The organism is Leptolyngbya sp. 'hensonii' (assembly GCF_001939115.1).
GTDB lineage: Bacteria > Cyanobacteriota > Cyanobacteriia.
Window position 1 is genome coordinate 44346 of record NZ_MQTZ01000052.1, and the last position, 23973, is coordinate 68318.

The window sequence follows — 23973 nt, forward strand, 5'->3', positions numbered from 1 at the left end:
TGAATAAAATGAGTCCAAGGATCATCAACTTTTTAGGTTTGAGACCTATGGGTTGATTTTCCCTCATTTCGTTACTTAGCATTCATAAAATAACCATGACCACAACCATTCAAAGACGCGAAAGCGCCAACGTTTGGGATCGGTTTTGCAATTGGGTTACCAGCACCGACAACCGCCTTTATGTAGGCTGGTTCGGTGTTCTGATGATTCCTAACCTGCTGACCGCAACCATTTGCTTTATCATCGCCTTCATCGCTGCTCCTCCCGTGGACATCGATGGTATCCGTGAGCCTGTGGCTGGCTCCCTGATCTATGGCAACAACATCATCTCTGGTGCCGTTGTTCCTTCTTCTAATGCGATCGGCCTGCACCTCTATCCCATCTGGGAAGCGGCTTCTCTGGATGAGTGGCTGTACAACGGCGGTCCTTATCAGCTGATCGTTCTGCACTTCCTGATTGGTGTTTTTGCTTACATGGGTCGTCAGTGGGAACTCTCCTACCGTCTCGGTATGCGCCCCTGGATCTGCGTTGCTTACAGCGCTCCTGTATCTGCTGCAACTGCTGTATTCCTGATTTACCCGATCGGTCAAGGGTCCTTCTCCGATGGGATGCCCCTGGGTATCTCCGGGACCTTCAACTTCATGATCGTGTTCCAGGCTGAGCACAACATCCTGATGCACCCCTTCCACATGCTCGGTGTGGCGGGTGTGTTCGGTGGTTCTCTGTTCTCCGCCATGCACGGTTCTCTGGTGACCTCCTCCTTGGTGCGTGAGACCACTGAAGTTGAGTCCCAGAACTACGGTTACAAGTTCGGTCAAGAAGAAGAAACCTACAACATCGTTGCTGCTCACGGTTACTTCGGTCGTCTGATCTTCCAATATGCATCTTTCAACAACAGCCGTGCGCTGCACTTTTTCCTGGGTGCTTGGCCGGTTGTCGGTATCTGGTGCACCGCTCTGGGTATCAGCACGATGGCGTTCAACTTGAACGGTTTCAACTTCAACCAATCTGTTCTGGATTCTCAGGGCCGGGTTATCAATACTTGGGCTGACATGATGAACCGGGCTAACCTGGGGATGGAAGTGATGCACGAGCGCAATGCTCACAACTTCCCTCTGGACCTGGCTGCTGGTGAGTCTGCTCCCGTTGCAGTTGCCGCTCCTGCAATCCATGGCTAATTGAGGTCTTACCTCGCTTTAGTCAAGCGCTCTCCCTCAGGGGGGGGCGCTTTTTATTGTCCTAGGGCAATGGACCTGTTACTCCCGAAACGGGGTTGCTGTGCTTCTCACCAGAATGGGCTATGACTATCCACTAGCATGGGGATTGCAGGTAGAACCAGATGACGAGAAAAATCCTGTATCTATTGATTGGTCCTAAAGGAGCAGGAAAAACCTATATTGGAACCCTGGTTGACCAGCGAACTGAAATTCGATTTCTTCGAGTTGAGCCCATTTGGTTGGGCCTGCAGCCTGGAGAGGATGGCTGGCAGAAGGTAGAACAGACGATCGCAGCGATGTTTGAGCACCATGATCAGGTCATGATCGAAAGCCTGGGTGCTGGAGACGCATTCACCCAGTTCCGTGCTTCTCTGGCCCGGAAATATACGCTGAAGCTGATCCGGGTCTATGCAGAGTTGGACACTTGCCTCACCAGGGTCAAAACCCGCAGCAGTGCCGATCACATTCCTGTTTCCGATCATCAGGTCGAATACTATAACAAGATTGCTGCAGCAGTAATCTATGATTGGGATTTAGAAATCAACAATCAGTCTCCCGCCTCGGATGAGGCGATTCTGGCTGCGATTCAGACTCTGGTTTGATTTTTAAGTACATGATGGCAAGGACCATCCGTGTAGAAAAATATAACTAGGATCAAACCGCAAAATACGGTAAACTTGTCGGCTATGCGGGGATTGACCTGGGAGGTCATTAAGCGTGGGTATTGTCGTCGAAAATGTATCCAAACAGTTTGGGAATTTCAAGGCTGTTGATCAGGTTAGCCTGGAGATTGTTTCTGGCTCTCTGGTAGCCCTATTGGGGCCGTCTGGTTCTGGCAAATCTACCCTGTTGCGGTTGATTTCGGGGTTGGAAACTCCGGACACCGGACGGATCCTGTTAACGGGGGATGATGCCACCTATAAGAGTGTGCAGGACCGCAATATTGGTTTTGTGTTCCAGCACTATGCCCTCTTCAAGCACATGACTGTGCGGAAAAATATTGCCTTTGCCCTGGAAATTCGAAAGGTACCCCAAGACCGGATTAAAAAGCGAGTCGGAGAGTTGTTGGATCTCGTGCAGCTAGCCGGATTGGGCGATCGCTATCCTTCCCAACTTTCCGGGGGGCAACGGCAACGGGTGGCCCTAGCCCGGGCCTTGGCGGTGGAGCCGGAGGTGCTGCTGCTGGATGAGCCTTTCGGTGCTCTGGATGCCAAGGTGCGTAAAGACTTGCGGGCCTGGTTACGGCGTCTGCACGATGAGGTCCATGTCACTACTGTTTTTGTCACCCACGACCAGGAAGAGGCGATGGAGGTGGCTGATGAGCTGGTGGTGATGAATCGGGGGCAGGTCGAACAGTGTGGTTCCCCGGCAGAGATTTATGATCATCCCGCTTCCGCTTTTGTCATGAGCTTTATTGGGCCTGTCAATGTGCTCCCCAGTACCTCCAAAATTTTCCAGGGCAATGGCTTCGAGGCGATGCATCCGGAAGTCTTTCTGCGGCCTCAGGATGTCTTAATTGAAACCTCTGAAAAGGGGCCGACTGTTCCAGCCCGAGTCAGTCGCATTATTCATCTGGGGTGGGAAATTCAGGCAGAACTAACCCTGGATGATGGCCAGGTTGTCACTGCCCATCTGACCCGTGAACGGTTTGATGACCTGAAACTGGAGCCGAACCAGCGGGTTTATGTTAAACCCAAAGAGGCTAAATCTTTCCCAATTCACTACTCCATTTAAGTGACGTGAGTTATGAACCCAGTCGATCTGGCTTTTACCCCAGCTCTGGAACAGGCTCGTCTAATTCGAGCAGGACAAATTACGCCGATCGATCTGGTTGAACTTTATCTGGAGCGGATTCAGCGTTTAGATCCTCAGTTAGGCAGCTATTACACGGTCATCGCCGATCAGGCCCTGGCTGATGCCAGAGCCAAGACAGAGGCCCTGGTCCATGCCGATCGGGCCAGCCTCCCTCCTTTTTTTGGAGTTCCGATCTCCATTAAAGACCTGAATGCCCTGGCGGGGGTGCGCTGTACCTATGGGGCTGCGGCCCTAGCGGATAATATTGCTGGCCATGATGATGGGGTGGTGACCCGGATTAAGCAGGCTGGTTTTGTCATTCTCGGGAAGACCGCGACGCCTGAACTGGGATCACTCCCCTACACGGAAACGGAGGTGTTTCCGCCAGCCCGGAACCCCTGGAATCTGGACTACACGCCGGGCGGTTCCAGCGGGGGGGCGGCAGCGGCCCTGGCTGCCGGACTCTGCCCCATCTCCCAGGGGTCGGATGGGGGAGGGTCGATTCGAGGGCCAGCGTTTTGTTGTGGTGTGGTGGGAATTAAACCAGCCCGGGGGCGGGTGAGCCAGGCTCCCGTGGGGGATTCCCTCAGCGGTTTGGCTACAGATGGTCCGATCGCCCGTACCGTGGCCGATGCTGCGGCCTTACTGGATGTTATGGCTGGTTACATTACGGGCGATCCCTACTGGTTGCCAACTCCCCAGCCTTCCTTCCTGGAGGTGGCCCGTCAGGCTGAGACGCCTCCTCTGAAAATCGCCTTCGCAACAACCCTGCCCCTTGTGGGAGAAGTTGATCCCCTCTGTCAGCAACCGGTGCTAGAGGTGGTGCAGCTTCTAGCGGAGATGGGGCACCATCTGGAAGAAGGATGTCCAGATTTCTCTACGCTGGTTGACCCCTTTGTTGACGTCTGGCAAAGTGCCATTTCTGCCGCTGGCATTCCAACTGAATACCTGGGTTCTGTCAATCGCTGGTTGCTGTCCCGTTGCGGAACCTGTGGAGATTACCTACGGGCCGTGGCTACCGTGCAACAAATTGGTCGCCGGATTGTAGCCTTCTTCGATACCTATGATGTGCTGATCCTGCCAACTTACACCCATCCAACTATTCGAGTGGGAGAGTGGGCCGATCTGGACCCAGAGTCAGCATTTCAGAATATCATCCACTGGGTCGCTCCCTGTCCCCCGTTTAATGCCAGTGGCCAGCCCGCGATCGCCTTACCGATCGGCTTCACCCCTGAGGGATTGCCGCTGGGGGTTCAACTTGTGGGGCGGCCTGCCGATGAATCCACGCTGATTGCCCTGGCCGCCCAGATTGAGGCTGCCCGCCCCTGGAGCAACCACCGGCCTGATTGGGCAACGGTTTAGGGAGCAGAAATAGGAGTGGGGCTGATGTTATGCAGGGTCTGCTCAGTCAGGACGATCGCCGGATCAAGGGCTTTCAGGCGGTTGTCTGAGGTGGAAAACGTGTAGGTTGACGGGGGAACAGTGACCGTAATTTTCCGCGAGGGCTGACTTTCTTCAGGAAGTTTCAGGGGCGTCAAGCTCTGGGCAATCATGGCCTGCTCCTGCAGTTGCTCAGCAGAGGAGACCAGCGTGCTGAGGCCATTCACCAACCGCCGCAGGTTACTCCGAAACGCTGGGTCTCCAGTTAATTCATCTAGATCGGACGTGATTTTCTGGGCATTCTCAAAGGTGGCCCGGGCAGAGTCCAGAGTTTGCTGAAGCCGCACAATCACGGTCGGGTCATTCAAATTTTTGGATAGATCCCGAAGGTTGGCTGATGCCTGGGCAGCATTCGCGGAAAGTTGCTCCAGGTTAGCGAGTAACTCGCCCTGTTCTACCCGACTGAGCAGAGGGCTTAGACTCCGCACAGAGAGCTGGAGTTGCTCACTGGCTTGACTGAGGTTGTTGAGGGTTGAGGTCAGGGTTGCTCGGTTCTCAACCAGAAGGCTGTTGATTTGTAACGCCGTGAATCCAAATTTGTCAGCGGTCGTGCCGATCGACGTCGCAGTCAGGGCCAGGGAATTGGTAGTATTCTGGGCTGAGCGTGAGAGAGAGCCGACCTCCAGGCGGACGGCCCGGGTCAGACCAGTGAGTTCGTTGGTCATCCGGGCAATACCCGCCGCTGCTGCTGAAGCATTTTTGGTCAGAACCTTGACGTTTTCCACAAAATTGGGGTCGCTCAGTTGGCGGGTGAAGCGAATCGACGATCGAATCAGTTCGTCCACGCTGGCACCAGCCTGGCCAGGGAGCCGGGAGCCATTGCAGATAATCTGAGTCCGATCACATCCGGCATCCAGAGGTCTGGCTGAGATCGCGCCCTGGGGAATAGATTTCTGGGGAATGATATCGATGAAGGTTTCTCCGATCAGCCCCGACTGGCTGGCTTCTACCAGCGAGTCCCGGGGAATAATTAGATCGGCGGGAGAAATTTGCAGTTCTACATCAACCCCATTCGATCCGGGCCGGATGGCGATGATTTTCCCAACGGTCACACCTCGATACCGTACCGGTGTGCCCACCTGAATTCCACGGGCACTGGCAAATTCAACGATCGCTTTGTAAGTTCTGTTAGAGGGATTGAAGCCCCGTAGCCAGAGACCCAGACCTCCAAAGAAGGCAATTCCCAGCAAAATCAGCAAACCTGCTGAACCCTCTCGAACTGTGCGTGTGCGCATGGACTCTCCTTATGGCCTATTCCCTACTTTAGGATGATAGATTTTCGATGCGTGCAAGCCTTGCCGGTAACGACCCTACTGTTCATCCAATCACCTGAATTGGACCTTCGATACTGCCACTAAAAAACTGACGGATGACCGGATGATCCGCCGTATCGATATCGTGAACTGTGCCTTCCCATTGCACCTTACCTTGATAGAGAAAGATAATCCGATCGGCAGTTCGGCGAATGGTGCTTTCCTGATGGGTCACCATGACATAGGTCCGGCATCCTCCCTGAGTACACTGTAAATTCCGAATCAGATCTTCAATCACGGTTGAGGCGATCGGATCCAGGCCGGCTGTCGGTTCGTCATACAGCAGAACTTCCGGTGTATCCCTCGGGTTATCCGGATTGGACATAATCGCTCGGGCAAAACTGACCCGTTTGCGCATGCCACCGGATAACTCAGCCGGGTAGAGATGACCGATGCCTGGTAGACCCACCATATCCAGTTTCTCCTCGACTAATTCGTGAATTCGCCCGGTGGAGAGGCGAGAATGTTGATAGAGGAGAAAACCAACATTCTCCTCAACCGTGAGCGAATCAAACAGGGCAGCCTGCTGAAACACCATCCCGATCCCGATCGGATCTTCTGCGTCCTCAATCACGCCTTGGCGGTGCTGTCCCTGGACATAAATTTCCCCATCATCAGGAGCCAGGAGGCCAGCGATGAGCCGCAAAATAGTGGATTTTCCCGTTCCAGAGGGTCCAATGATGGCCAAGGCTTCCCCCCGGTAAATCGTCAGATCGACGCCATTCAGAACGGTGTTATCCCCAAAGGTTTTGCGTATGCCTTTTAGTTCGATCAAGGGTTCGGCCATAGAATCTGGATTAAAATTCTGTCGTCAACCTGCAACATTGATGCTATGCTCCCGGTCAGGTAAGTTCATCAACATTTGAGTAGATTAATGTCGATCGGTTTACTGCGACAAGCTCTGCATGCCCTGACGGACTCGCGCCATCGAATCCCCAGTTCTGGCAGGATGCCTGTCGCTCGTTCCAGACGCCAGGATAGAAGGCCTTTCCAGTGGTTCAAGTGGCTAGCTCCCGGATTGTTTGTCAAGCGTTGGCTGCTTTTAAGTGCGGCTGGTGTCTTATTAACATGTCTGGGAATTGCGATCTGGGTCAAGCTGACACCCATCTTTTACATTACCCAGTTTATCGGGGATGTGCTGGAGCAGATTGCCCGGATTCTACCAAACCGGATTAGTGGTCCTCTGGCCGTTGTGATTGGGCTTTTGTTTATTCTCTGGGGGCAAAGTCGAACTTTGAACTCCATTACAGAAGTCTTGATGCCGGAAGGGGATGATGAACTGGTCGATGTGTTGCTAAACCACCGGCGATTGCACCGGGGGCCTAAAATTGTCGCGATCGGGGGTGGAACTGGTCTTTCCACCCTGCTCCGGGGCTTGAAGGAGTATAGCGCCAATATTGTGGCCATTGTCACGGTTGCGGACGATGGGGGGTCTTCCGGTCGGCTGCGCCGTGAAATTGGGGTGCTGCCCCCTGGGGATATCCGGAACTGTCTGGCGGCTCTGGCTGATGAAGAAAAGCTAGTCACAGAATTGTTTCAGTATCGGTTTAAAGCTGGAGATGGGCTACAGGGACATAGTTTCGGGAACTTGTTCCTGACGGCTATGGCCGAGGTGACGGGTGATTTGGAACGGGCGATCGCGGCCAGTTCTCAGGTATTGGCTGTACGAGGTGCGGTCCTCCCGGCTACCCTGAGTGATGTCAAGCTCTGGGCTGAATTGAGTGATGGGCGTTACGTGGAAGGAGAGTCCAGCATTACGGCAGCCAGGGGACAGATTGTTCGGATTGGGTGTTTGCCTGCGGCTCCTCCTGCCTTACCCAAGGCCTTGCAGGCCATCCATGAGGCTGACTATATCATCATTGGCCCAGGGAGTCTCTATACCAGTGTGATCCCCAATTTGCTTGTGCCGGAGATTGCGGAAGCGATTGCAGCCTGTCAGGTGCCGCGTATTTATGTCTGTAATGTCATGACTCAACCGGGTGAGACGGATGGTTACACAGTTTCAGATCACATCCGGGCCATTGATCTAGCTTGTGATCAGCCCCTGTTTGATGCGGTGCTGGTACAGAAACGCAGTCCATCTGCTCAGGCTCTGATTCGCTATGCTCAGGATGATTCCCAGCCCGTGATACTCGATCGGGAAACCGTCAAACAGTTGGGTCGCCGGATTGTGCTGGCGGATGTGATGCAGGAGGATGAATTGACTGGGCTGGTGCGTCACGATCCACAGCGCCTGGCTAAGGTGCTACTGCGGTGGTACGGACGGGTACAGGGACTGACTGCCCTGACCGGAGCGGAAGAAAAACTGGCTCCGGTGCGGCATCAGAAGATGGCCTGATGTAGACCAGGGTTATGAGAAACAACTTGCCTGTCCATGAGGTGCTGTTGACCGATGCCGGTGCAACCCACCGACTGGGAGTGAGATTGGGAGAATCCCTGCCAGCCGGCACTGTTTTGCTCTTGCAGGGGGATTTGGGGAGTGGGAAGACAACCCTGGTGCAGGGCATTGCGGCAGGACTGGGTCTGGACGGACCGATTGAAAGTCCCACGTTTACCCTGATTAATGAGTACCTGGAAGGTCGCCTGCCGCTCTACCACCTGGATCTGTACCGTCTTGAGCCACCAGAAATCGTGGATTTGCACCTGGAGGTCTATTGGGAAGGCAGGGAGGTGGAACCGGGCTTGGTGGCGATTGAGTGGGCCGATCGATTACCCTATATCCCAGCCAGCGCTGTCAAATTGGTTCTCACCTATGAAGTGGGTGGAGCCCGTCGGGTGCAGTGGTCTCCGATCGGAGAAGAGTCTGAGGCGGTGATGGCTGCACTGCTTCAGGTGTGGTCTTGAACCCTGAAGATAGGGTTTGACGATGTGCCCCCCCAGGCTTAAATTTCCAACGGTTGACCACTCAGCCACCCGATGGTCGATCGTCACTTCAATTTTGCTTGTTTCAAAGCCACTCCTGGGAGGGTGCGGTTAACCTACCCCCTGAGGACATCTGGCCTTTCCTACCCTGACATGGATCAGACTTCTATCATTGAGCCGCCCAGCCTCTATACTAAGTTCTTTGAATTTAATGCTATTTTTCGAGATATTTAAGTATCTGAATACTTATGATTAATAGTCGGGGTCAATCTCTCAGTGGTTGACGCGGGATATGCAAACTTAGATATTTAACCTTGGATATCATCCCTGCTAATCTGAGCGGTTACTTGAGACAGTCATAGCGCGGGTAATCGGGAAAAATCGGCAGGCATCCCGGCCATTCTGGAACCTCACAACTGGTTAGGTCACCTGAAGTGGGGGGCCGTCGGGGAAGCAAGGAAACAACGCCATCGATTCAGTAAATTAAGGACTAATCGCTACATGGAATTTTCAATCGCTACACTGTTGACCAATTTTGCGGATGATAAATTAGTTGCTCCAAAAGTTCTAGAGAAAAAGTTGGGTTGTCAGGATGATGCCAGCTTACGAAAACTACAGGTATGCCTGGACGCACTAGAAAAAATTGGAATTTTGACTAAGGATCGGGGCCGATACAAGCGGGTTACGGAAGAAGGTGTTGTTGAAGGCAAATTGCGTTGCTCCAGTAAAGGCTTTTGCTTTGCAATTCAGGATGTTGAAGGCTCAGAAGATATTTACATTCGGGAGAGCCAACTCAGTACGGCCTGGAATGGCGATCGGGTGCTGGTGCGCATTACGAAAGAAGGCAGTCGTCGTCGGAGTCCAGAGGGTGAGGTGCGCCTGATTCTGGAGCGGGCGAATAGTTCTGTGCTGGCCCGGGTACGGCAGACGGAAACAGAATCTTTCCGGGCTGTTCCCTTGGACGATCGATTGCTGTTTGAAATTGAATTGCTCTCCAATGGAGTGAACCTGGCAGAGGCTATTGATCACCTGGTGAATGTGGAAGTGCAGCGCTATCCTCTGGGCCGCCACTTACCGATCGGTCGAGTGACGCAGGTGTTGGGAAGTGATGCCCAGTCTGCTGCTGATACGGATATTGTTTGCTGCAAATATGACCTGCGGCGCATTTTCTCCCCAGGGGTGCTGCAGGAAGCCACTGCCCTGACAGGGGAGATGGATGCGGAAGAAATCGAGAGCCGCCTGGATCTGCGGGATTCGCTGACCATTGCCCTGAAACCCAAAGACCCCCTTCCAGAGCAAAACTGTGATGATGCCTTAACCCTGGAAAAAACGGAAGATGGGCACTGGCAATTGGGAATTCACATTGCTGACGTTGCTTACTATGTGGAGCCAGATTCACTGCTAGACCTGGAAGCTCAAAAGCGGGGGACTTCTGTCTACCTGGGCGACACCCATCTGCCCATGTTGCCGGAGGATGTGGCCCATCTCTGCTCCTTTACTCCTGGCCAGGATCGGCTGGCGGTTTCGGTGCTGTTTACCCTGGATGCGGCGGGTCAGATTCTGGAGTATGAATTGCAGCCCACGATCATCTGCCTGGATTATCAACTGAGCTATGAACAGGCGCAGGCGATTCTGGAGCGTCATGGCTTGGCGGCAACGGCAGAGGCTGGGGAGGAAGAAGTCGATGGGGTTGCGATCGAGGAGGAGACGCAGCATCTGTCTGCGGCCTTTGAAATTCTGGATCAACTGTTTGCCCTCAGCCAGACTTTGAGAGCCCAGCGACAACAGCGGGGAGCCTTTGAACTGAACCTGCCAGATACCCGCTTCCACTATGACGATGAGGGAGCCCTGGGGGCGATGGTGGTGTCCTCCTCCCTGTTTGCCCGCCTGATGGTCGTAGAGTTTATGATGTTGGCTAACCAGGCGGTTGCTGCCCACCTCCAGGCTCTAGGGGTTCCGGGGATTTATCGGGTCCATCCCACACCCAATTTGGGGGATGTTCAGGAACTGATGAAGTTGGCCAGCAACATGGGGATTGATCTGCAACTGGAGCAGGAAGATAACATTCGGCCCCGAGACTATCAGAAGTTTGTGCAGCAATTTGCTGAGTCTCGGACCGAAAAAGTCTTGACCCTGCTGCTGCTGGAAACCTTAAAACCGGCGGTTTATAATGTGACGCCCCGCCCCCATTTTGGATTGGCTCTGGAGCAGGGTTATACCCACTTCACCGCACCGATGCGGCGCTACCCGGATTTGCTGGTCCATCGGGTGTTGCAGGCTGTCTTCAGTGAAGGACGCGATCGACGCACGGCTCGGACCAAAGATACGGTGAATCTGCGTCATAGTTCCTGTCACGGCAAAATCAACTGGAATGTGCTGCCCCCGGAGCTGCACCAGGAGTTTGAGGCCCAGTTTGTGGCTCAGGTGATTCATTTGAGCGAGCGGGAAAAAATTGCTCAGGAAGCAGAGGAAGATCTGGAAGGTCTGAAGAAGGCAGGCTTTATGAAGGCCCATACGGGCGAAATCTTCCAGGGATTGATTACAGGGGTACAATCCTACGGTTTCTTTGTGGAGATTGAAGACCTGCTGGTGGAAGGGCTCGTGCATGTCAGCTCGCTCAAAGATGACTGGTATGAGTATCGCTCTCGTCAGCAGAAACTGGTCGGGCGCAAGAATCGCAAGCAATATCGCCTGGGTGATCAGGTCGAAGTCCAGGTCAAGAGTGTGGACTATTATCGGCAGCAGATTGACCTGATTGCGGTTGGAGGAGGGAGTGAAGCCTCCGATGAAGATGGGGACGAGGGGCAACCCGTGGGAACCGATCTGGATGGGGATTTGGGTGAAGAATAAGAGCAGCCTTGATCGCCATTATGTCTAATTCTCCTGCCTTGCCCCTTATCCTGGCTGTTTCAGGGGCTTCCGGCTTGATTTATGCTGTCCGAGCTCTGAAATATCTCCTGCAAGCCCATTACACGATCGAGCTGGTGGCTTCCAAAGCTGCATTCATGGTCTGGCAGGCGGAGCAAAATCTGCGACTGCCCGTTGAACCGGCCCAGCAGGAGCAGTTCTGGCGGCTCCAGGCTGGTGTCGAGCAGGCAGGAACTTTGATCTGCCATCCCTGGGGGGACGTGGGGGCGACGATCGCCAGCGGCTCCTTTCGTACCCTGGGCATGCTGGTCATCCCTTGCAGCATGAGTACCGTGGCGAAACTGGCTACCGGACTGAGTTCAGATTTGCTAGAGCGGGCTGCTGATGTCCAATTGAAAGAGGGACGGCGGCTGGTGCTGGTGCCCCGTGAGACGCCCTTTAGCCTGATTCACCTGCGTAACCTGACAGCCCTGGCTGAGGCGGGAGCCCGGATTGTGCCCGCCATTCCAGCCTGGTATCACCAGCCTCAAACGATCGAGGACCTGGTGGATTTTGTTGTCGCTCGAGCCCTGGATCAACTGGACATTGACTGTGTGCCCCTAAACCGCTGGCAGGGATATTAGGGATACTGCAAACCGCTAACAGGCCGGGACCATGCAGACGGTTGCGTTCATGGGATAAGCTGAAGAGGTGTTGCATCCAACCTCTCTTCAGTCAGGCATACGATGAAGACTCACTTTGAATCGGTATGGCTATGGTGCGCCTGATTCTTTTCCTCCTGATTTTGATTGGTTTGACCCTGTTTACCCTGCAGAACTGGTCATTCTCTCTGCCATTAGTTTTTTTGGGGCTCCAGTCTCAGTCCTTGCCGCTGGCAGTCTGGGTGTTGGCTGCGATCGCAGCCGGTGCCACAACGACCTTGATCCTGTCTCTGTTGCTCCGGGTTTCGACCTATTTTTCCCTGGGACCGGTCAAACGGAAGGTCCGTTGGCGGGGGGACGATCGGCCCTCCCCAGGTTTCCGTTCCCGTGCACCTCAGCCTTCGTCTCCACCGGCTGACTCATCTCCCCCTCGCAGCCAGGTTGACTCAGAGGCCGCAACCTCCGATCGGGCCAGGGTTGTGGATCGAACCGGCGCGGATGAGGACTATTTCGATGAAGATCTGATCGACGAGGAGGATGACTTTGTCGATCAGATGGACCCTGCACCCCGGCGCTCCTCCCCGCGCTCTCCTCATCAGACAACTGCCAAACCACGGGTAGCTGCCAAACCCAGGGATGACTCTGGCTACTCCTATAGCTATCGTGATCCGGCCAACTTTGGTGCAGGCCGCCGTGAGGCGGTTTATGATGCAGAGTATCGGGTGATTGTCCCTCCCCACAATGTGCGCGAAGACTCTATACCGAAGCCGCCCCCCAGCTATAGTCCTCCCCCACCACCCCAGCGGACGGCCTCCAGTGATGAGGAAGACTGGGGGTTCGACTTTGACGACAATGAGGAATTTGTGGACGAAGAGCCTAATCGACGTTCCCACTGATTGCTGGCTTTCCGCTTGGAAATCATTCCGTTGGGTGAGTCTGATACAGGAGCCCGGTTCGGCATAATAGGCATAGCCCGACTGTCATTGCCAGGAGTAGAGAGGCGCACAGTTGGAGGATAGATGGCGTTCTGGAGCTTTAGTTTTACCCCCCGGCCCCAGATTAAATGTGTTAGCTTAAATGAGGTTTCTTTAAGATTCTTAACAGAAAGGGGCATTTTTCCGAGAGGGCTGGGCTGGAAATTCCTCTGTGGAAATGATGTTTCCATAACTTCTGTCTTCACAACTTAAGGGACAGCTTAAGTAACAGCCGTACTGGATGGGATGTTCCGTCAAAGGAGTAGGGTGATGCAATTTCCCCTGATTGGCAAAAAACTAGAGCAGCCCACTCCCCTGGTCTTTGGGATTGCAGCTACGGTCCTTGTAGGGACAACTGCTGCTATCACCTATACCCTGGTTCAAAAGCAGGCTCCACTGCCGAATGTAGCTGAGATTACGACCCCAGTAACCTTGCAGGATCTGCCGATCGGAATTGCGGCCAGTGGGGTGATCACCCCAGTGCAGACAGTTAATGTCAGCCCTAAAGTGGCAGGGCGAGTGGCCCAGTTATCGGTGGAACAGGGCGATCGGGTTCGCAAGGGGCAGGTGATTGCCCGCATGGAGGCCAGGGAACTGGAAGCTCAGTTAAATCAACTGAGGGCGACCGTAGATCGGGCTCAGGCCCGCTTGCAATTACTCCAGAATGGGGCAAGGGTGGAGGAAGTTGCCCAGGCCGAGTCGGCGGTAAACCAGGCAGAAGCTCAGGTGGAGCAGGCTCGTTCGCGGCTGATTTTGGCTGCCCAGCGCATCAATCGCTATCAGAATTTGTATACGGAAGGGGCGATTTCCCGCGATCGGCTAGATGAGATCCGTAACGAGTCCCAGACGGCTCAGGGCAGTCTGGAGCAGGCTCAGTCTAGAGTCAACGAGCTGCGCCAGCGATTGCAGCAACTCCGTAATGGTAATCGCCCGGAAGAGATTGCCCAGGCTGAAGCGGATGTGGCCGAAGCCCAGGGAAGGCTTCAGGCGGTGGAAGCTCAGTATGATGATACCTTTGTCCGGGCTCCTTTTGATGGCATTGTCACCCAGAAATATGCCACGGAAGGGGCTTTTGTCACGCCAACCACCTCTGCTTCTGGGGCTGCCTCAGCAACCTCTTCCACAGTTGTAGCGGTGGCGAATGGATTGGAAGTGCTGGCGGAAGTGCCAGAGGTCAGTATTAGCCAGGTAAAACTGGGTCAGAAAGTTAATATTACAGCCGATGCCTATCCTGACCAGGTGTTTGAGGGCCGGGTGCGGTTGATTGCTCCAGAAGCCGTGAAAACTCAGAACGTCACCTCCTTTCAGGTGCGGGTGGCCGTGGTGACAGGCAAGACCCAATTGCGCTCTGGAATGAATGTGAATTTGTCGTTCCAGGGGGAAACGCTGGCCAATGTACTGGCGGTGCCCACGGCCACGATCGTCACCTGTCGGGGAGAAAAGGGGGTGCTGGTGCCTGATGATCGCAACCGGGCGAAATTCCAACCGGTGGTGGTTGGCGTAACCAGTGGGAAGCAAACCCAGATTTTGCAGGGGCTCAAATCCGGCCAACCGGTGTTTACTGAGTTGCCGAAGGGTCAAACTCTGGCGGATATCAAGGCCTGTAAACCCGAAAAGTAGTATTGCGATGCATAGGCTGATCAGGAGATTAGAGTATGGACCTGGTTGAAAGCGTCAAGATGGCAACCACGACCCTGGCTGCGAATAAATTGCGCAGTGCCCTGACGATGCTGGGAATTATTATTGGCAATGCCTCGGTGATTGCTATGGTGGGGATTGGTCAGGGGGCACAGCGCTATGCAGCTAGCCAATTTGAGTCCTTAGGTCCGAACGTACTTTTTGTGATTCCTGGGACGGATAGTGCCCGCAACCGCACCTTTGAGATCCCGAAAACTCTGGTGCTGGCTGATGCCGACGCGATCGCCACTCAGGTTCCTACGGTGCGCGAGGTGGCTCCCCAGATCCAGCGCCAACTGACGGTGGCCTATCGGGGGCGATCGAAAAATAATCTGGAAGAGGTGAACAAGACGACCCTGGTGCTGGGAACAACGCCCAGTTTTGTGACGGTGCGCAACTTTGAAGTCGCAACTGGGCGGTTCATGACCCAGGATGATGTCAAGGAAGCCGCTCAGGTGGTGGTACTGGGTTCGGAGTTGGCCCAAAGTCTGTTTGGTAGGGACCCCAAAAAAATAGTGGGGGAGCAGTTGCGGATTAATAACCTGCCCTTTCAAGTGATTGGGGTATTGAAGGAGAAGGGAGACTTCCTGGGTAGTAGCCAGGATGATCTGGCAGTGATTCCCTGGTCTACCATGTCCAATCGGATTGTTGGACGCACCTCTCCCTATGGGATTGAGGTGACGGCTATCTCGATGTCAGCTCGGGACGAGAAGAGTGTTCCAGCAGCCGAATTCCAGGTGGCAAATCTGCTCCGGTTGCGCCATCAGATTACCCGGGAGGATGACTTTACCGTCCGCAGCCAGAAGAGTGCCCTGCAGATTATCGGCAACATTACCGGGGCCCTGACGGTGATGCTGGCTGCGATCGCCGGGATTTCTCTCCTGGTAGGAGGCATTGGCATCATGAACATCATGCTGGTGTCGGTGACCGAGCGGACCCAGGAAATTGGCCTGCGGAAAGCGATCGGAGCCTCTCAGCAAGACATCCTGATTCAGTTTATGATCGAGGCCATGATTCTTTCTGCTCTTGGGGGGCTGGTCGGGACGCTGGTTGGATCAGGTGGTGTTCTCGTGGTGGGTCTTATTTTTCCACCCCTACAGGCTGGTATTTCGGTGCCAGCCGTACTTTTAGCCGTGGGAGTATCCGGTGGCATTGGCCTGTTTTTTGGCGTGTTACCGGCCCAGCGAGCAGCACAATTAGACCCGATCGTGGCCCTGAGAACCGCCTAACCGTTAAAAATATGCCCCGTAGAACTGCGATTGTTCGCGGCTCTGCCGATTCAAAAATTGTGTTTCATTGGATTTCCCATGGCCAACATCATTATTCGGTTAGAAGATATCCAGAAAATCTACGGTGCCGGTGAAACCGAAGTTCGGGCCTTATTTGACGTTAATCTGGTTGTGGAACGGGGAGAATACTGCTCCATCATGGGGGCCTCTGGCTCTGGAAAGTCCACCATGATGAATGTGATTGGTTGCCTCGATCGACCCACTGCCGGACGCTACTACCTGGACAATGTGGACGTGGCTGGATTGGGTGATGCCGAACTGGCCCATGTCCGCAATCGCAAGCTGGGATTTGTGTTCCAACAGTTTCATCTACTACCCCAATTGACAGCCCTGGAAAATGTCATGCTGCCAATGGTTTATGCCAACGTTTCGGCAGAGGAGCGGCGGCGGCGGGCAACGGAGGCCCTGACCCAAGTGGGCCTGGAGAACCGATTGAACAACAAGCCCAGCCAGCTTTCGGGGGGGCAGCAACAGCGCGTGGCGATCGCCCGAGCGATCGTGAACCGTCCTGTATTGTTGCTGGCGGATGAACCCACTGGTGCCCTGGATACCCGGACTACGAAAGAAGTAATGGATATTTTCACAGCCCTCAATGCTGATGGGATGACGGTGGTGATTGTGACCCATGAACCAGATGTGGCTCGGTTAACCCGTCGGATTATCTGGTTTCGGGATGGGCAGATTCTCCATTCCCATTTAGCTCCTCAGGAGTTAGGTCAGGTTAGCAGTTCTTCCTGAGGTCAGTCTGGAAAGTTTTGCAAAACCTGATCGGTGGTTGGCCAAATGGGGAAAGATAGGTTCAGTAGGAACACCAGTTTCTGCAAACCTGTCATGGGTTATGGAGGCGCAATAGTATGGAGGCGCAATAGTAAGGTCATGCCCAAGAAAACGATCACGCTTGTTATAACGCTGCTGGCCGCGATCGTGCTCCTGTTTGGAGACTTTCTGCCCGCACCATTCAGCACGATCAGTAAGAATACTCGCAATACGATGAACAACTTTGTGGCTGGGCTGTTTCCGTCCTGGCGACCCAAAAGCAGGCCGAACGAGCGAACCGAAAAGGCGCTGGAGCAAGAACAGCAACAAAACACCCGCTAAGAATCTGCAGGGTGCATCATCCCAGGCGAAGCAGGAGTGAGGCTGCTTGCGCTAAACCAATCACAAATCCGAGAATGCCGCCCAAATTGACGATCGCCTGTAACTCGCTCTTGACGATCCCCTGAATCCCAGCTTCCAACTCCTGGGGAGAGGTAGATTTGACTCGATCGATAATCACCTGGTCAATATTCAGAATCGGAATTGCTTCGGCCACAATTTTTTCCAGATCTTTTTCCAGGTAGCGCTCCAGAATCAAAGCCAGTTCTTGACTCACCACTTCCAGGGAAACCTCAACGGTGACTGAACTGCTGAGCTGCCGCAGGATGAGTTCGGAGATTTTCTCCCAATCGGTGGACCCACTCAAGCCCAGGAGTAACTCCGACCCCTGGTCTTGCAGATAGGAGCGGACTGAGTCTCGCATCGTTTTGCGCAGTTGCCGGACGGTAGAAATGGGCAGACTTTGCAACGATAACTTCTGCAGAAATTCCTTCAAACGATTGCGGATTTTGAGCGATAGTAGAAGTTCGGCCAGACGAGCATTGCTGGCATCCTTTTCATCCAGGCAGTAGGTGCGCAGTCGGCTCAGAGCATTGCGCATCCCAAAGAGGTTAGCGATCACCCAGTAGGTGCCACTGGTTTTCTCCCGAAACCCTTCATCGATGATCTGGATATTTTCATCAGTGAGAAAATCGACCAGGATTTGGCGCAAGGCATCAGGGGGCAGGGCAATTTGCAGGATCCAATCCGATAATTTACCAGCCTGTTCTTCATTCAATTGAAATTCCAACAGTACCTGGTCAAAAATCTGATTCAGTTGGGCTTCCAGAAAGTCTTCCCGATGGGCCAGAACGCTTAAGAGACGCGGCAGAGACTTTCCGGTTAAATCTTCAAGGATGCCTGCCAGAACGGTGGTGGCTTTATGGTTATTGTCGAGGCGGATTTGGTCGATCGCCAGTCGGAGCAACCAGAGAATACCCTGTTGTACCCGTTCAGTTTGCAGCAACCGCCGGGCCAGAGTTTGCAACTCATCTGGTGTCAGCAAGGACCCCATGATGGTATCTGAAATCCGCTTAGCCAGGCGTTCCTGATTGCGAGGAATCAGGCCAGGGGTAAACGGTACCTGCCAAGTGCCGATGTACAGGGTTTTATAAGGGCGAAACAACATCTTAATCGCGATGTCATTTGTAAAGTACCCAATTATGCCCCCTACGATCGGAGGACCAGCAAGCAGCCAGAGGGTTGAAAGATCTACAGCAGTCACGTTAATCTTGAACGGTTAATTGCCCTTCGTGAGGACTAGTACTCCCATCGTACCTCCGGCAATAGGGTAATGGGTGGCCTCGGCAAAACCGGCTTTGTGAGCTAATTTCACCTGCTCTGGGCCAGACAGAAATGCGTCCAGACTGGGACCAATGTATTGATATTCTGCGGCCAATCCAAAACGCTCGGCAGTAGGGACGACGATCGTTGCCAGATACCAGCGCTGAAACGCCTGCATCAGGGGTTGGGTGGGTTGGTGGAAATCCAGTATAGCGGCAGTTGCTCCCGGTTTCAGGACTCGATGAAGTTCTTGCAGGGATTGCAGCCGATCGGTGACGTTTCGCAGCCCATAACCCATGGTTGCGGCATCAAAATGATGGTCTGGAAAGGGCAAATGCTGCACATCGGCCTCTATCCAGGTAATGGTGGGGCTGGGCCAGTCCTGAGCAGCCTGCTGACGAGCGATATCCAGTTGTGCCGAAGCAAAATCCACCCCAAAAACCTGGCCTGCCGGAGTGACTTGGCGAGCCAGTAGGCGGGCCAGATCGCCGCTGCCGCAGCATAAATCCAGGCAGACATCCCTCTGTTTGGCCCGACTCCATTTCACTGTCATCTGCTTCCAAACGCGATGCTGCCCCAGGCTCAGCCAATCATTCAACGGGTTGTAGACGGGGGCAATGCGATTGAATAGGGCCTGAATGTCGGTAGATTGCATGGGAGACCCCTACACTGTGGGGCGATAGTAGCGGGTGCAGGTCATGGCCAGGGCAGTCTGCTGGGCAGACAGATGGAGTAGATTCAGCTCATCTTCCCTGAGTTTGCAGGGTTGTTTCCATTGCAGAGAGAGAACAGCCAGAACCTCTCCCCGGTAGGTAATAGGAATGACGATATGGGCCTGAATGCGATGGCTCTGATAAGCCGCCACCCCGGAAAGCTGGGGATCCGAGGAAACATTAGCCACATTCTGGATCGCCTGACTGGTAATGGCTTCCCGAGAGAGGGGGTCGTCAGCCAACCAGCTTGTGGCCGAACCCCCTGAACTATAGATGCCACAGGCGGACACCAGAGCATTCCCTTCAACCACCTGCAAAATGCACACATCGGCCAGAAAGTTTTTACCAAAAGCGCTGGCGATTGGATCCAGACAGGCTTCCAGATTAGCCGAGTCTTGAGCAACCTGGCCAATTATGGAAAGGAGATCAGTCTGGGCTTGGGCTCGACGCAACTCTTCAGTTCGTTGCTTTAGGAGTTCGTAGGTTTCTGCTGCCCGCTGGACCACGGCTTTCAGCTCATTGGGATCCCAGGGTTTCGTGATGTATTTGTAGACTTGGCCAGAATTGATCGCATCCACCAGGTCTTCCACATCCGTGAACCCCGTGAGAATGATCCGCATGGTGTCTGGAAACTGGGGCACTGTTTTGCTGAGAAACTCAGTCCCCTTCATTTCGGGCATGCGCTGATCGGAGATAATGACAGCGACCTCTCCCTCTGCCTGGAGCACTTCCAGGGCCATGACCCCACTTTCCGCCCGCAGAACGTTAAAGTCTCGCCGGAAAGTTCGGTACAGGAGGTCCAGATTATCAGGTTCGTCATCTACCACCAGCATTTTTGGCTTTTGAGGACGTTCTGGGCTAGCTATCTGACGGCTGATGCCGTCAGTCTGGACATTACTCATGGTCAAAAAGCTCCTTAGGCAATTTCGAGCAGGTAACTAATCCGCCATAATAACTGAGTTTAGGGGACTTGTCTTTGCTACTTCTGGACCTGAGCCCTATTTTGACATGTTTTTATTCTTCTTCTAGAGTGATGAAGCAAGTCTGCAGAGGGCACAGCGAAGGGAGCAGTGAGGGATGATGGGCAAGAGCCGTGATCCAAGCATGAGAACAATGCCTGCCGCAGAAAAACAGGGTGCTAGGAATTGGGCTCCTAAAAATGAGTGGACTTAAAGTTTATTTGTATAAAAACCTGAATAATCTTTGATCATTCTCACAGAGGGTTAATATCTGAGGACTGAACTACCCAGGTGAGGGAACCAGACTGCTCCAGATAATAGGATGCATCCTGAGACAGATGAGAGACATAACCCATGTAATCTCCCATCAAAAAGTAGACAGCCATCATGGCTGCTGCCGAACTGGCAACTAAAAACCCAGCTAACATCAGGGAGAATTCCTTGCGATCAACGGCCTGCTGCATCAGATGCAGTGCCCAGGTCACTAATGCGATCACAAAGACAATAATGAGAAACATAAAAATTTACGTTTTTTAATACTTCATACATTTTAACAACAGTCTAAGCTAGAGTAACCTACTCCAGCAAGGTAAAAATGAGTTTTAAGATTGACTTAAGAATTGTTCGGCAGGGTGAAGCGATCGAAAGCCCCTACAAATGGTAGTTCGTCTTCGAAGAAGCATTGCTTGAAGTCAATCGGCCCCCTTTGGCTCCGGATGTTATCTCCTGGTGGTGGAGAGCTATAGCGGGGGTCGAGGATATTAAGGATTCTGGGCTTGGAGGTAAGCTCGCCAGCCTCCCCAAAGGGTAATTTCACGCTGGCCTTCACAAAGGATGGGTTCTCCCAGTACTCCCAGAACGATTTCCCCATCTTCCAGGCGAACTTTGCCCACGCAGAGGCCGGGAGGTTCCTGTAAAAAAACAGTGCCCACAGCAGCGAGTGGGAGGGACCACACTTCAACGGCGATCGCCTGACCGCCCTCACGAACCCGAAGCATCGCCGGGTGAATATCCCCGATCGACCAGAGTCGGTAAGCTGGTTCTGTTCTGGCTTCCCGAACAAACGTAGCACCGACAGCGAGGAGATTATTGTTTAAGATCAATCCTCGCATCAAGGTGCCATTAACGGCTAAATGTATCTGTTCCATTCATCCTGATTAGAGTCCGGCTGGGAGACCTGTAGGTTTGCCCTGCACACTGGTCACAATTCTACCCCAGCCCGATTCGCCCCCCTGGTCCCAGAAGATTTGCTGCATTACATCATAGCTATAGAGGTCGTAGGCTCCTCCCAGGCCAATATCGTAGGAGTCGCTGGCTCCATGTCGCGACCCATAAGGGTCATGAACCAGCCAGATCTTGCGCATTGGATTGTGCCCAACAATCAAGCAGATATGCCCACTGCCTTTGTAGGCAAAACCGACCACAACGGGAATACCGAGCCCCAAGGACTGTAAGACATCTTTGGGGGATAGGGAGTAGCTGAAATAGGATTCAATTCCCAGGTCTCTCAATGCTTCTGTTTGAGCCCCATGATCGATAGTGTCCCCGTATTTAGCCACAATTCTCATATAGAGCGACTCTGGTTCCGGGTAACCTTGAGCCTGGGCCTGTTTCGTTAATTCTCCTTTGAGGAGATAATCAGCCAGCATGGTGTTGCTGGTGGTGTTGCACTGACGCCAACCCCCACCAAAGATCGCTGGGTCATTATTTAATTGGGAACAGTAGGGGACGGGTAGCTTGATCGGCTTCAGGAGGTCTTCCCCTTCAATTTTGATATGGGGGTCATAGGCATAGACTTTCTGGAGTTTGGTTTTCCCATCTCTGGCGGTGAGGGGATGAGCCAACACCAAATAGAGATGCTGATTGCGAGCGGGAGCATATTCAGTCACGTAAAAACTATGCCCTTTCGGGATAGGGATTCTTTCGGCATCACTTAAATCGGTGGCCCCCAATATTTTCTTTTTTAAGAAAGTATTTGCTGCGGCAGTTACCTTAGGCATAATGCAACCTCATCGTGGGGGAAAACAACACCCATCTTGTGACCATGATGGGCAAGATTAAGGACACCGTAAATTCGACAAACCGCTAATTTCTCTAAAATAGGAAATAACGCTGGGCCATCGGCAAAACGGTTGCTGGTTCGCAGGTCAGGAGTTGCCCATTGGCTCTGACTTCGTAAGTTTCTGGGTCCACTTCCATGACAGGCAAAGCATCGTTGAGCTTCATGCTTTGCTTGCTGAGCTGGCGCGTGCCAGAAACAGCGACAGCAGGTTTCTGGAGTCGTAGTTGGGTTGGAATTTCCCGTTCCAGCGCCATCTGGGAGACGAAGGTCAGGGATGTGGCGACGATCGCCCCCCCATAGCTGGCAAACATGGGCCGCATATGCACGGGCTGGGGGGTGGGAATACTGGCGTTGGCATCCCCCATCTGGGCCCAGGCAATCATCCCACCTTTCAGGACCAGTTCTGGTTTGACCCCAAACATGGCCGGACGCCAAAGGCACAGATCCGCCAGTTTACCCTCCTCGATCGAGCCTACGTACTGGGCAATGCCATGGGTAATCGCCGGATTAATTGTGTACTTGGCGATATAGCGTTTGGCCCGCTGGTTATCGTTGCGGTCTGTATCTTCCGCCAGTGCGCCCCGCTGTACCTTCATTTTGTGGGCAGTTTGCCAGGAACGGATAATCACCTCCCCGATCCGCCCCATGGCCTGGGAGTCGGAGGAGATCATACTGAAGGCTCCCAGATCGTGCAGGATATCTTCGGCGGCGATCGTCTCCCGGCGAATCCGCGACTCGGCAAAAGCCACATCCTCTGGAATGCTGGGGTCCAGATGGTGGCAGACCATCAGCATATCCAGGTGCTCGTCCAGGGTGTTGAGGGTGTAGGGCCGGGTAGGGTTGGTTGAGGAGGGCAGCACATTGGCTTCGCCACAGATTTTGATGATGTCTGGGGCATGGCCGCCCCCGGCCCCTTCCGTGTGATAAGTGTGGATGACCCGATCCTTAAAGGCGGCGATCGTGTCTTCCACGAACCCAGCTTCATTCAGGGTGTCCGTATGGATGGCCACCTGCACATCATACAGATCAGCCACCGTCAGACAGGTATCGATCGCAGCAGGGGTGGTGCCCCAATCTTCATGCAGTTTCAAACCCATGACTCCTGCCTGAACCTGCTCAATCAGTCCTTCTGGGCGGCTGCTATTGCCCTTGCCCAGAAAACCCAGGTTCATGGGAAAGGCATCGGCGGCCTGCAGCATGCGATGGATATTCCAGGGGCCAGGGGTACAGGTGGTGGCATTTGTACCGGCAGCGGGACCCGTGCCCCCTCCAATCATGGTGGTAATCCCAGCGGCGATCGCCACCTCGATTTGCTGGGGACAGATGAAGTGAATGTGGGTGTCAATACCGCCTGCAGTCAGGATCATGCCTTCCCCGGCGATCGCCTCCGTCCCTGGCCCAATGATGATATTGATGTTGTCCTGAATGTAGGGGTTGCCTGCCTTGCCAATTCTGGCGATGCGACCATCCTTAATCCCGACATCGGCTTTGACAATTCCCCACCAATCCAGGATCAGGGCATTGGTGATCACGACATCTACCGCACCATTGGCATTGGGAATGGGAGATTGCCCCATGCCGTCTCGAATCACTTTGCCGCCCCCGAATTTTACCTCCTCCCCATAGGTGGTGTAATCTTGCTCCACTTCGATGATCAGGTCGGTATCCGCCAGACGAACCCGATCACCAACGGTGGGACCAAAGGTTTCTGCGTAGGCGCGACGATCCATGCGATAGCTCATGCTG

At 53.7% G+C, this 23973-nt stretch carries 22 protein-coding genes; 13 read left to right on the forward strand and 9 right to left on the reverse strand.

All coding sequences use genetic code 11. The features are described from left to right. The first annotated feature begins 95 nt into the window (after nucleotides 1-95). The 4 genes from psbA to BST81_RS22430 all read left to right on the forward strand — a co-directional run bounded on the left by psbA (nucleotide 96) and on the right by BST81_RS22430 (nucleotide 4373). Entirely contained in the window at nucleotides 96-1178 is a 1083-nt protein-coding gene (gene psbA / locus BST81_RS22415) for a photosystem II q(b) protein (protein WP_075600745.1), read from the forward strand. 161 nt (nucleotides 1179-1339) lie between these two features. Continuing rightward, entirely contained in the window at nucleotides 1340-1819 is a 480-nt protein-coding gene (locus tag BST81_RS22420) for a shikimate kinase (protein WP_075600746.1), read from the forward strand. A 115-nt stretch (nucleotides 1820-1934) separates the two neighbouring features. After that, nucleotides 1935-2951: a TOBE-like domain-containing protein gene (locus tag BST81_RS22425; protein WP_075600747.1), complete on the forward strand. Its 1017-nt coding sequence runs from the start codon at nucleotides 1935-1937 to the stop codon at nucleotides 2949-2951. A gap of 12 nt (nucleotides 2952-2963) precedes the next feature. Beyond that, entirely contained in the window at nucleotides 2964-4373 is a 1410-nt protein-coding gene (locus tag BST81_RS22430; RefSeq protein WP_075600748.1) for an amidase, read from the forward strand. Here BST81_RS22430 and BST81_RS22435 read toward each other — a convergent pair. Beyond that, nucleotides 4370-5686: an MlaD family protein gene (locus BST81_RS22435; protein ID WP_075600749.1), complete on the reverse strand. Its 1317-nt coding sequence runs from the start codon at nucleotides 5684-5686 to the stop codon at nucleotides 4370-4372. The genes BST81_RS22430 and BST81_RS22435 overlap by 4 nt on opposite strands. 82 nt (nucleotides 5687-5768) lie before the next feature. After that, nucleotides 5769-6551 (reverse strand): ABC transporter ATP-binding protein, encoded by a 783-nt coding sequence (locus BST81_RS22440; RefSeq protein WP_075600750.1) that lies wholly within the window; start codon nucleotides 6549-6551, stop codon nucleotides 5769-5771. 87 nt (nucleotides 6552-6638) lie between these two features. On the opposite strand from BST81_RS22440, the gene BST81_RS22445 reads away from it, so the two are divergent. The 9 genes from BST81_RS22445 to BST81_RS22485 all read left to right on the forward strand — a co-directional run bounded on the left by BST81_RS22445 (nucleotide 6639) and on the right by BST81_RS22485 (nucleotide 17173). After that, a complete protein-coding gene (locus BST81_RS22445; protein WP_075600751.1) occupies nucleotides 6639-8102 on the forward strand; it encodes a gluconeogenesis factor YvcK family protein in 1464 nt (487 codons plus the stop codon). A 14-nt stretch (nucleotides 8103-8116) separates the two neighbouring features. Continuing rightward, nucleotides 8117-8608 (forward strand): tRNA (adenosine(37)-N6)-threonylcarbamoyltransferase complex ATPase subunit type 1 TsaE, encoded by a 492-nt coding sequence (gene tsaE / locus BST81_RS22450; RefSeq protein ID WP_075600752.1) that lies wholly within the window; start codon nucleotides 8117-8119, stop codon nucleotides 8606-8608. Nucleotides 8609-9127: 519 nt separating this feature from the next. Next, on the forward strand, nucleotides 9128-11476 hold the full coding sequence (locus BST81_RS22455) for a ribonuclease R family protein (protein ID WP_075600753.1): 2349 nt from the start codon (nucleotides 9128-9130) through the stop codon (nucleotides 11474-11476). A 20-nt stretch (nucleotides 11477-11496) separates the two neighbouring features. After that, complete coding sequence (locus tag BST81_RS22460) at nucleotides 11497-12117, forward strand: flavin prenyltransferase UbiX (protein ID WP_075600754.1); 621 nt, start codon at nucleotides 11497-11499, stop codon at nucleotides 12115-12117. 131 nt (nucleotides 12118-12248) lie between these two features. Further along, a complete protein-coding gene (locus tag BST81_RS22465; protein WP_171974830.1) occupies nucleotides 12249-13031 on the forward strand; it encodes a hypothetical protein in 783 nt (260 codons plus the stop codon). Nucleotides 13032-13379: 348 nt separating this feature from the next. Continuing rightward, nucleotides 13380-14729, forward strand: a complete 1350-nt coding sequence (locus BST81_RS22470) for an efflux RND transporter periplasmic adaptor subunit (RefSeq protein WP_075600756.1) — start codon at nucleotides 13380-13382, stop codon at nucleotides 14727-14729. Between the two features lie 35 nt (nucleotides 14730-14764). Continuing rightward, nucleotides 14765-16015, forward strand: coding sequence for an ABC transporter permease (locus BST81_RS22475; protein WP_075600757.1), 1251 nt, complete (start codon nucleotides 14765-14767; stop codon nucleotides 16013-16015). 78 nt (nucleotides 16016-16093) lie between these two features. Beyond that, a complete protein-coding gene (locus BST81_RS22480) occupies nucleotides 16094-16813 on the forward strand; it encodes an ABC transporter ATP-binding protein (protein ID WP_075600758.1) in 720 nt (239 codons plus the stop codon). A gap of 138 nt (nucleotides 16814-16951) precedes the next feature. Beyond that, the gene (locus BST81_RS22485) at nucleotides 16952-17173 is read left to right on the forward strand and encodes a hypothetical protein (protein ID WP_075600797.1); all 222 of its coding nucleotides are present in this window, start codon (nucleotides 16952-16954) and stop codon (nucleotides 17171-17173) included. 16 nt (nucleotides 17174-17189) lie between these two features. On the opposite strand, the gene BST81_RS22490 is transcribed toward BST81_RS22485, so the two are convergent. From BST81_RS22490 to ureC, 7 genes are all read right to left on the reverse strand, one after another. Beyond that, nucleotides 17190-18434, reverse strand: a complete 1245-nt coding sequence (locus tag BST81_RS22490) for a DUF445 family protein (protein WP_075600759.1) — start codon at nucleotides 18432-18434, stop codon at nucleotides 17190-17192. A 15-nt stretch (nucleotides 18435-18449) separates the two neighbouring features. Beyond that, complete coding sequence (ubiE, locus tag BST81_RS22495; RefSeq protein WP_075600760.1) at nucleotides 18450-19148, reverse strand: bifunctional demethylmenaquinone methyltransferase/2-methoxy-6-polyprenyl-1,4-benzoquinol methylase UbiE; 699 nt, start codon at nucleotides 19146-19148, stop codon at nucleotides 18450-18452. Between the two features lie 9 nt (nucleotides 19149-19157). Next, nucleotides 19158-20108: a response regulator gene (locus BST81_RS22500; protein WP_075600761.1), complete on the reverse strand. Its 951-nt coding sequence runs from the start codon at nucleotides 20106-20108 to the stop codon at nucleotides 19158-19160. A gap of 311 nt (nucleotides 20109-20419) precedes the next feature. Beyond that, nucleotides 20420-20683, reverse strand: coding sequence for a hypothetical protein (locus BST81_RS22505; RefSeq protein WP_075600762.1), 264 nt, complete (start codon nucleotides 20681-20683; stop codon nucleotides 20420-20422). A 243-nt stretch (nucleotides 20684-20926) separates the two neighbouring features. Continuing rightward, complete coding sequence (locus BST81_RS22510) at nucleotides 20927-21313, reverse strand: glutamyl-tRNA amidotransferase (RefSeq protein WP_075600763.1); 387 nt, start codon at nucleotides 21311-21313, stop codon at nucleotides 20927-20929. A 9-nt stretch (nucleotides 21314-21322) separates the two neighbouring features. Next, complete coding sequence (locus tag BST81_RS22515) at nucleotides 21323-22165, reverse strand: C39 family peptidase (protein WP_075600764.1); 843 nt, start codon at nucleotides 22163-22165, stop codon at nucleotides 21323-21325. A 94-nt stretch (nucleotides 22166-22259) separates the two neighbouring features. Then, complete coding sequence (gene ureC / locus BST81_RS22520) at nucleotides 22260-23969, reverse strand: urease subunit alpha (RefSeq protein WP_075600765.1); 1710 nt, start codon at nucleotides 23967-23969, stop codon at nucleotides 22260-22262. Nucleotides 23970-23973: the final 4 nt, after the last annotated feature.

Bases quoted from the DNA above. Each gene is read 5' to 3' on its own strand.
- psbA (WP_075600745.1), top strand. From the start codon at position 96: ATGACCACAACCATTCAAAGACGCGAAAGCGCCAACGTTTGGGATCGG.
- BST81_RS22420 (WP_075600746.1), top strand. From the start codon at position 1,340: ATGACGAGAAAAATCCTGTATCTATTGATTGGTCCTAAAGGAGCAGGA.
- BST81_RS22430 (WP_075600748.1), top strand. From the start codon at position 2,964: ATGAACCCAGTCGATCTGGCTTTTACCCCAGCTCTGGAACAGGCTCGT.
- BST81_RS22435 (WP_075600749.1), bottom strand. From the start codon at position 5,686: ATGCGCACACGCACAGTTCGAGAGGGTTCAGCAGGTTTGCTGATTTTG.
- BST81_RS22440 (WP_075600750.1), bottom strand. From the start codon at position 6,551: ATGGCCGAACCCTTGATCGAACTAAAAGGCATACGCAAAACCTTTGGG.
- BST81_RS22445 (WP_075600751.1), top strand. From the start codon at position 6,639: ATGTCGATCGGTTTACTGCGACAAGCTCTGCATGCCCTGACGGACTCG.
- tsaE (WP_075600752.1), top strand. From the start codon at position 8,117: ATGAGAAACAACTTGCCTGTCCATGAGGTGCTGTTGACCGATGCCGGT.
- BST81_RS22455 (WP_075600753.1), top strand. From the start codon at position 9,128: ATGGAATTTTCAATCGCTACACTGTTGACCAATTTTGCGGATGATAAA.
- BST81_RS22460 (WP_075600754.1), top strand. From the start codon at position 11,497: ATGTCTAATTCTCCTGCCTTGCCCCTTATCCTGGCTGTTTCAGGGGCT.
- BST81_RS22465 (WP_171974830.1), top strand. From the start codon at position 12,249: ATGGTGCGCCTGATTCTTTTCCTCCTGATTTTGATTGGTTTGACCCTG.
- BST81_RS22470 (WP_075600756.1), top strand. From the start codon at position 13,380: ATGCAATTTCCCCTGATTGGCAAAAAACTAGAGCAGCCCACTCCCCTG.
- BST81_RS22475 (WP_075600757.1), top strand. From the start codon at position 14,765: ATGGACCTGGTTGAAAGCGTCAAGATGGCAACCACGACCCTGGCTGCG.
- BST81_RS22480 (WP_075600758.1), top strand. From the start codon at position 16,094: ATGGCCAACATCATTATTCGGTTAGAAGATATCCAGAAAATCTACGGT.
- BST81_RS22485 (WP_075600797.1), top strand. From the start codon at position 16,952: ATGCCCAAGAAAACGATCACGCTTGTTATAACGCTGCTGGCCGCGATC.
- ubiE (WP_075600760.1), bottom strand. From the start codon at position 19,148: ATGCAATCTACCGACATTCAGGCCCTATTCAATCGCATTGCCCCCGTC.
- BST81_RS22500 (WP_075600761.1), bottom strand. From the start codon at position 20,108: ATGAGTAATGTCCAGACTGACGGCATCAGCCGTCAGATAGCTAGCCCA.
- BST81_RS22505 (WP_075600762.1), bottom strand. From the start codon at position 20,683: ATGTTTCTCATTATTGTCTTTGTGATCGCATTAGTGACCTGGGCACTG.
- BST81_RS22510 (WP_075600763.1), bottom strand. From the start codon at position 21,313: ATGGAACAGATACATTTAGCCGTTAATGGCACCTTGATGCGAGGATTG.
- BST81_RS22515 (WP_075600764.1), bottom strand. From the start codon at position 22,165: ATGCCTAAGGTAACTGCCGCAGCAAATACTTTCTTAAAAAAGAAAATA.
- ureC (WP_075600765.1), bottom strand. From the start codon at position 23,969: ATGAGCTATCGCATGGATCGTCGCGCCTACGCAGAAACCTTTGGTCCC.